General features: G+C 54.0%; 3 protein-coding genes. 2 read left to right on the top strand and 1 reads right to left on the bottom strand.

What is annotated here, in order from left to right:
- Positions 1–624 precede the first annotated feature (624 nt).
- The gene (locus ACRBB0_RS26890; protein WP_431377551.1) at positions 625–2,367 is read left to right on the top strand and encodes a di-heme-cytochrome C peroxidase; all 1,743 of its coding nucleotides are present in this window, start codon (positions 625–627) and stop codon (positions 2,365–2,367) included.
- A gap of 93 nt (positions 2,368–2,460) precedes the next feature.
- On the opposite strand, the gene ACRBB0_RS26885 is transcribed toward ACRBB0_RS26890, so the two are convergent.
- Positions 2,461–4,026 (bottom strand): S8 family peptidase, encoded by a 1,566-nt coding sequence (locus tag ACRBB0_RS26885; protein WP_431377550.1) that lies wholly within the window; start codon positions 4,024–4,026, stop codon positions 2,461–2,463.
- Between the two features lie 744 nt (positions 4,027–4,770).
- Here ACRBB0_RS26885 and ACRBB0_RS26880 point away from each other — a divergent pair.
- Positions 4,771–7,336, top strand: a 2,566-nt coding sequence (locus ACRBB0_RS26880; RefSeq protein ID WP_431377549.1) for a LamG-like jellyroll fold domain-containing protein, incomplete at its 3' end; no start/stop codon positions are given.

The following is a 7,336-nucleotide window of genomic DNA, read 5'->3' as shown; positions in this document are numbered from 1 at the left end:
GGACGGGGCCAAACGTCAATGTCGCCCATTCCGGCGTGACCGTAAATTCCAACGGCGTTCATTCGATGGACTTCGAGGGGGCCGATGCCCCGATCTACATCCGGTGCCGCGCCAAACCCAAAGGCGGCACAATGTCGTTTCGCGTGACCAGCGTCACGTTTGAGGATGTGACGCCCTAGGGGATATGTCGGCAATACAGCATTCAGGGTCTTGGTTTTGACCTGTTTGTATCGGGATTTTTCTTGATCTCCTCTCTGTCGTCCCGCCTGATCTGAAACCGCATTTTCGGTTAGGGGCGGGGCGCAGGCCGTTGACATGGTTGGATTGTTTTGTCGTCTGTTGGCCAATGTGTGACGGCGATGACGCGTCACAGCGCATCCCCAGTTTTCTCTATGCGACAGTGTTTCTGTTTTAGGAAAACACAAAAAAAATAGGCATATGGCGAATTTTGGATTGGCTTTTTTAACCAGGCACTGCAAGTCGACACAAGTCTTTCCGAATACTCAAGAATTTTGATTTTACAGTGTATTGGTGAGTATGTTGTAGAAAATTCCCCTTAAAAGTGTTAAGCTCTAAGCTTCAAACACCGAAGCTATTAGACGCCACGTGACAAGGAATTTTCATATGAGTTATCTTAAACTAGGAACGGCCATCCTGTTTTTAGGCAGTATTTCAACAGCGTCCTTCGCCGATACAGTATTTGTCAACCAAGGGTCAGAATGGACCAATGGGTTGAGGAACGCGTTTTACACGCAGGATCAAGGGTCGCGGATCATGCCGCTAACTTGGATGCGTGCACTCAAGCAACAGTCAGGCGAACCCTTTCTGGGCGATGCGCTGGCGCGCTATGGGTATTTGCCCATGTCTGGGCGTAGCGACGCTGATCTCCCCGTTGGGTTTTCAACAAATGACTTTGGTGGAACCCAAGCCGTCGGGATGACCTGCGCGGCATGTCACGTGCGAGAGATTGACGTGAATGGAACGGCGTATCGCATTGATGGTGGCCCAGGCATCGTTGACTTTCAAAGCTTGTTGAAGGACTTGGACGATGCTGTTCTCGCGGTTCTCGATGACGACGCGGTGTTCGAGAGTTTTGCCACCGATGTTTTGGGGACAGGGGCCAGCCCGTCCGAGAAAGAGGCGCTAAAGGCGGACGTAACGATCTGGAGCAATCGCTTTCACACGTTGGTTGATCGCTCCTTGCCCACTCCGTCTTGGGCACCGGCCCGCCTAGATGCGGTGTCCATGATTTTCAATAGGTTGGCAGGGCTGGATATCGGCCCGGCGGAAGACGACTTTTTGATACCAGATAATATCCAGGTGGCAGATGCTCCGACGCGCTATCCGTTTCTGTGGAATGCGGCGCGACAGGATTTCACCCAATGGCCCGGCTTTGCCGCCAATGGCAACGACTTGCTGGGTTTGGCTAGAAATCTTGGCGAAGTATATGGCGTATTTGGAGAATTCCACCCAACCAAAAAATCGGGGATCCTGTTTGACTACGATTTTGTGACCGACAACTCGGCCAATTGGGATGGGTTGAAATCGCTTGAAGATTGGATTTGGGACATTGGAGCACCTCAATGGCCATGGTCGATTGATCAAAATCTGGTGGACCAAGGCAAGGAAATCTTCAACCTTGAAACCGCCGACGGTGGGTGCGTTGAATGTCATGGAAAGAAAAAAGGCAAATTTCGCTCACTCGAGCATACGACCTTTGCGACACCGGTTCTTGATGTTGGGACCGACACACGCGAATGCCAAATACTTACCCGTCAGGTTGATACTGGTGTTCTTGAGGGGGCCAAAATCCCGATTGTCGGTCATGAGTTAGGTGCCCAAGCGAGCGCGTTTGATGTGCTAAGCGTGTCGGTGGCCAATGCGATCATTCAACATGCCACCTCCTTTCGAAGTGATTCCGAAGATACCACGGGTTTTGCCATGTCTGCCGATGCGCTTGCGGGCGATGATGATTTTCTGAACCGCTTCAATGATTTGACCAAGGCGTTCCCTTTGCCTGATGATGTGGCTAACCTCGCTGTGAGTACGGGGTCAGGATGCAAGTATGAAGCCCGTGTTCTGGATGGGATTTGGGCCGCAGCCCCCTATCTGCACAATGGCTCGGTTCCAACGTTGACTGAGCTTCTCAAGGAACCGGCTGACCGGGTTGCCAATTTCACTCCGGGACCAGAGTATGACATTGATGCGGTTGGAATGGCCGTCGAGCAGACCAAGTTTGACCAGGTCATTGAAACGACGGGCTGCGATGATCTGAATTCTGGCAATAGCCGGTGCGGACATGACTATGGAACGCAGCTTTCAGAGGATCACAAAAAGGCTCTTTTGGAATATCTGAAATCCATTTGATCCCCCAAGCAAAGCCCTCTTTGCAAAGACCCCGCTAAAATGACAATGCCGGTTCCAGAGAACCGGCATTTCACATTTAAAAATGCCAAAAAATTAGCGCGGCGGGCATTGGGCCAGGGATGCTTCCAAATCAAGCGCAGAGGCCACAAAGGCTCCCGTTACTGGTCGGGCTGCGTCTTTGGCACATGCCACAATTTCCGGCGCGCTATAGTTGGGCCGCAGCATGGACAGCATGACCAACCCTCCTGCGCAATAGGGCGATGCCATGCTTGTTCCGCTCATATAGGCGTAATCTGACATGCTGGCCTCTCGGAAAATGTCATGGGCCACGGCACTCAGGACGTCGACACCAGGGCAGGAGAGATCGCCGCCAATATTTGAAAAATCTGCATGTTTGTCCGTTGGATCATGGGCTTCCACAACGACACCATTGCAAAGGCTAAGCCGGTCGCAAAAAACCAGAGAGGCGAAATTCATTGGCGAAGACCAAATCGCATTCATCTTTGGATCAACCCCCTGACTGTCATTTCCGGCTGCAGTTACGATGAAAATGTCCCGTTCCTTGGCCAGTTGATAGAGCCCTAACAACTGCTGCGCGGCGTCGGCGACCTGCTGCTTTTCCTCCTGTGTCAACTCAATGCGATCATGGTTTTCACGCCAATTATAGCCAAGGGACACATTGATCGCTTTGATATCGTCGCGGTTTTCTACGATGTCTTCAAAGGCGTTCAAGACCGCAACCATCGTGTTTGCTCTGACGCCTTCGGCCTCGGCCAAAAACGAGAATTGCGGTGTGCGCGGTACGACCAAACATGTTGGCAACACGCCATTTATTCCGCGTCCATCGTGTTTCGCGCATAAAATACCTGACACGTGGTTTCCGTGGTCACGGGGCTTGGATGACAGGTCTAACCCCCAAAGCGGCAAGTCGAGATGGGTGTTGAACCCGATGTCCAAGACCCCAACGGACACACCTTGCAAGGCAAGGGGCTGGTTCCACAGGTCCGTCACTTTGATATTATCCAATCCCCAGTCGAAATGATTTTCGCCCAAGGTTGCGTGCCGGGTTGCAAACTCGTCGCCTTCCGAAATGGGCAGAGGCCCGATGGCCAGCTCGGGCGCGAAGTATTCATTCGCGCTCAAAATGGGTTCTTCAATGACCGAGATGAAGTTCGGATCATGTTTGAGCAGATTGAGCAGATCGTTTGACTCGGCGACTGTGTTTTCGCCAATGATCACTGGTGCGCCCGAAGGCAGCAACCGTCCTGCGGACACGATCCCAAAGGAACTTGCCTGATCCAAGGGAACAAGCCCATATTTGCCAAAGGCGTTGCTTGCGTCCTCGGGCGAAATACTGGGATTGACTTGTATGGAGTAGCGCACGACTTCGTCAGCACGATTAGCTTCAATCGCTTCAAGAAGCTGACCAACCTCTGACTCGCGAAATTCCGACGTGGCCAAGGAGCCGTTGTCAGGTCCAAGGCTGTCAAGATAGGTGTTGAGCTCTTGGTTGGGGGCAACATACTCCATCCGCCCGTCAGTATGCTCAAACGACTTTTTGAGCAGGTCTGAAACTTCATCGGGTAAATTTTGGGACCAGACTTCGCCTGGGTAGATGAATGCTGCAAGAATTGTTGCGGAAACATATTGAAAATACATGATACTTCCCTTCTATGGGTACGTCACAAACAAGCACTTCACTCCTTTGGGGGGCCGCGTTGGTAAGTCGAGGAGACGAAATCACAGCCCTAATCTTGCACTAGAAAAGGTGCGAGTATCGGAGTGCAATGACGTGGATCATACATCTTAAAGGCGATTTTGGGAAGGTTCTGATCGTTTGACATGTTCTGAGGGCGGGTATCCGCTTTAACTGCGCCTCTGCTTTGCCCCTTAGGAGGCAGCCCCTAAGATGCGCTTCAGCTGTGCTGTTCTGGTGTGCAACAAAGTTTAAGAAACCTGGGGCTCGTTTGGGAAACTCACACGACACGTCACACTTGTGCCGTGGTCGAGAGCCTGAGAACCGGCTTTGTCGCCCCACAAAAGCAATTCAACCGAGCCTCTTAGTGACTGTGCTGGACACTGTCCGTGTGGCAACAAAGACATGTTTGCCTGGGCGATGCCCCCGATGGCAAGGACCACCCCGACGAGCCGCGTCATTGTTGCGACCTCATGGTCACGGGTTAGGTACACTGAATTTCTTGAATTAGGGAAGGGTGTCTTCCGTCCTTTTGGCGTTCAAGGCGTCGCGGTTTGGCACGCTCGACTATGTTAACAGAACAAGCTGAGAACAAGTTAAACTGTGTCCAATTTTCAAGAGGTAGATGAGCGAATTAAGGGCATGAAAACCGAATTTCGCTACAAAAATTTGGTCCTCCTGAAATGGATCGCTTGGAAAGAACGCACATGGCCACGACCTTTGATGTAATTTATCTCGGTGTCCTCTCTGACCTAGACACGGCCGAGGGCGACAACTTTGCCGAGGGTGCCGGTGGCCTGATCGGTTCGACATTGGGAAGCGCTGGTGATCCGCTTTACAATCACGTCCAAAGCCTTTCGCCCGGCTCGACCGGCTATTCAGGCGGCTTCAACTCCACGGAATACGATCACTCAGTTCAAACCGACACGTTCAGCATTGACGGCGGGGCGGATCAGGTTTTCGACATGGGGATGGGCTACAATGCCTTGATCACCTATGCCGACGGCAGTACCGCCACGGCGGTGGTCGGGATCGCTCAGGATACCGCAGGCAATGCTTATCTGGTGCCGTCCGACGGCTATGACGCTGATCAACAGGCGCTGGAAGCGGGGCCGATCACCTCGATCACCCTGAATTCCGCCATCTATGCCCCTGGCGGCGAAGGCTGGCAGATGATCGCAGATCGCTACGATGGCGACTTCGTCGATGCGGTGGACGGAACCGCCGGCGATGATGCGATGACCTTGGGGTATACTGATGCTGACGGCGCTCAAATCACAACTGGCGACGACTATATCCTTGGCGGCGACGGAAATGACATGATCACTGCCGATAGTGGCAACGACGTCATCCATGCTGGCGCAGGTAGCGATGTTATCAGCGACGGGGCCGGCAACGACACCGTTTTTGCCGGTGAGGGGCAGGATGTCGGAACTGTCGGTAGTGGCGACGACACATACAACATGGAAGCAGGAGACGATCTCCTTAATGTCTGGGACAACGCCGGTGACAACACCTTCGACGGAGGCACCGGCACAGACGAGCTCTACTTTCAGAACGGGCAAAGCACAAATGCCGTCACAGTCACCTATACGGGGAGCGGAGCCGGTACATTCAGCCACTTTGGTGGTGCGACCACCGGTAGCTTTTCTGATTTTGAAATTGTCACCGGTACTGATTATGGCGATTCCATAGACGCCTCTGCCGATTCCGCCGGAACCAGGATTGCTGGCGAAGGGGGGGACGACACAATAACAGGTGGCGTGGGGAACGATACGATCGTTGGTGGCGCGGGGAACGATATACTCGAAGGTGGCCCGTCAACGATCGACCCTCTGGTGCTGCTCAATTTCGAGGATGGTTTCAGCGGCACCGCCAGCGACGACAGCGGCAATACTCACGACGGAACATACGAAAACGGGGCCGCCGCCGGTGGCACCGGTTTTGATGGCACAGGCACTGGCCTGATCGTCGACGGGAACGACGACTATGTCGAAATTGCTGACGATCCGGCCTTTGATCTTGCCGAAGGCACTGTTTCGATCCGGTTCAATGCTGACACGCTGAGCGCTGACCACTATTTATTCTCACGCGACAGCCTCGACTTTGACGATGGCGGCCACCTAAGTGCCTATGTCACTGCGGACGGTGCGATCCACGTTCGCATCCAAAGCGATACAACCAGCTATACCCTCAGTAGCTCAGCCGGAGCTGTCAGCGCCGGATCCGATCATCAAATGGCCGTCACCTTCGGGGATGATGGGGTTCACCTCTATCTTGACGGTGTTGAGGTTGCCACCGACCCATATACCGGTGGGATCGAAGGCAATGATGAACCTTGGGTGCTGGGGGCGTACCAAGGTCTTTCGGGCGATGGTGTCGCCGACAATCTCGCCCATTTTTTCGACGGCACCCTCGATGAGTTCACAGTGTTCGACAGCCAACTGGATGCTGACCAAATCGCTACGCTTGAAGCTGATGGCGCCAACGCCGTGACGGCAAATGATGACGACGTCATCATCGGCGGCGAAGGCGACGACACCATTGATGGCGGCACGGGGGACGATGCCCTGTATGGTGGTGACGGCAACGACACTTTCCTCTTCGGTGACGGTTGGGGCAATGACGTTGCTTATGGCAGTAACGTCGGCGACACCGACACGCTTGATTTCTCATCCTATACTGTCAGCGGTGTGACCGTCACATTCACTGGCTCTGAGGATGGCACGGCGAGCGCGGATGGCAACAGCCTGACCTTTGACAATATCGAAAGCATCGTTGGTTCCGGCCAGGCTGACGTGATCGACGCCAGCAACGATAACAGTGGTCTTGCTTTCGAGGGCGGTGCCGGGGACGACACCATCACTGGCGGGACAGGCAGCGACACATTTGTCGCTGGCTCAGGGGCCGACAGTATCGACGGTGGTACAGGTTCGGATCTTCTCGATTACAGTGGCTCAGATGCAGGCGTGTCGGTCGATCTTTACACCGGGGTGCACGCCGGGGGGTATGCGCAGGGCGATATAATTACCGGCATTGACGATCTCACCGGGTCAGACTTTAACGACGTGTTGAGCGGGTACTCCCCGACCCACGATGGCCGTGATGAAAGCAATATCATTGATGGTGGCGCCGGAAATGACACGATCGACGGCAGGGGCGGCGACGACGTGCTTATCGGCGGCACGGGGGACGACAGTGTTATCGGTGGTTCAGGGAATGATACGCTATCCGGCGGCGACGGGATGGACACGCTCTCCGGTGGTTTGGGTC

Origin of the sequence: Pelagimonas sp. (genome assembly GCF_050633425.1) — a bacterium.
GTDB lineage: Bacteria > Pseudomonadota > Alphaproteobacteria > Rhodobacterales > Rhodobacteraceae > Pelagimonas.
This window is presented reverse-complemented; position numbering and strand designations above follow the sequence as displayed.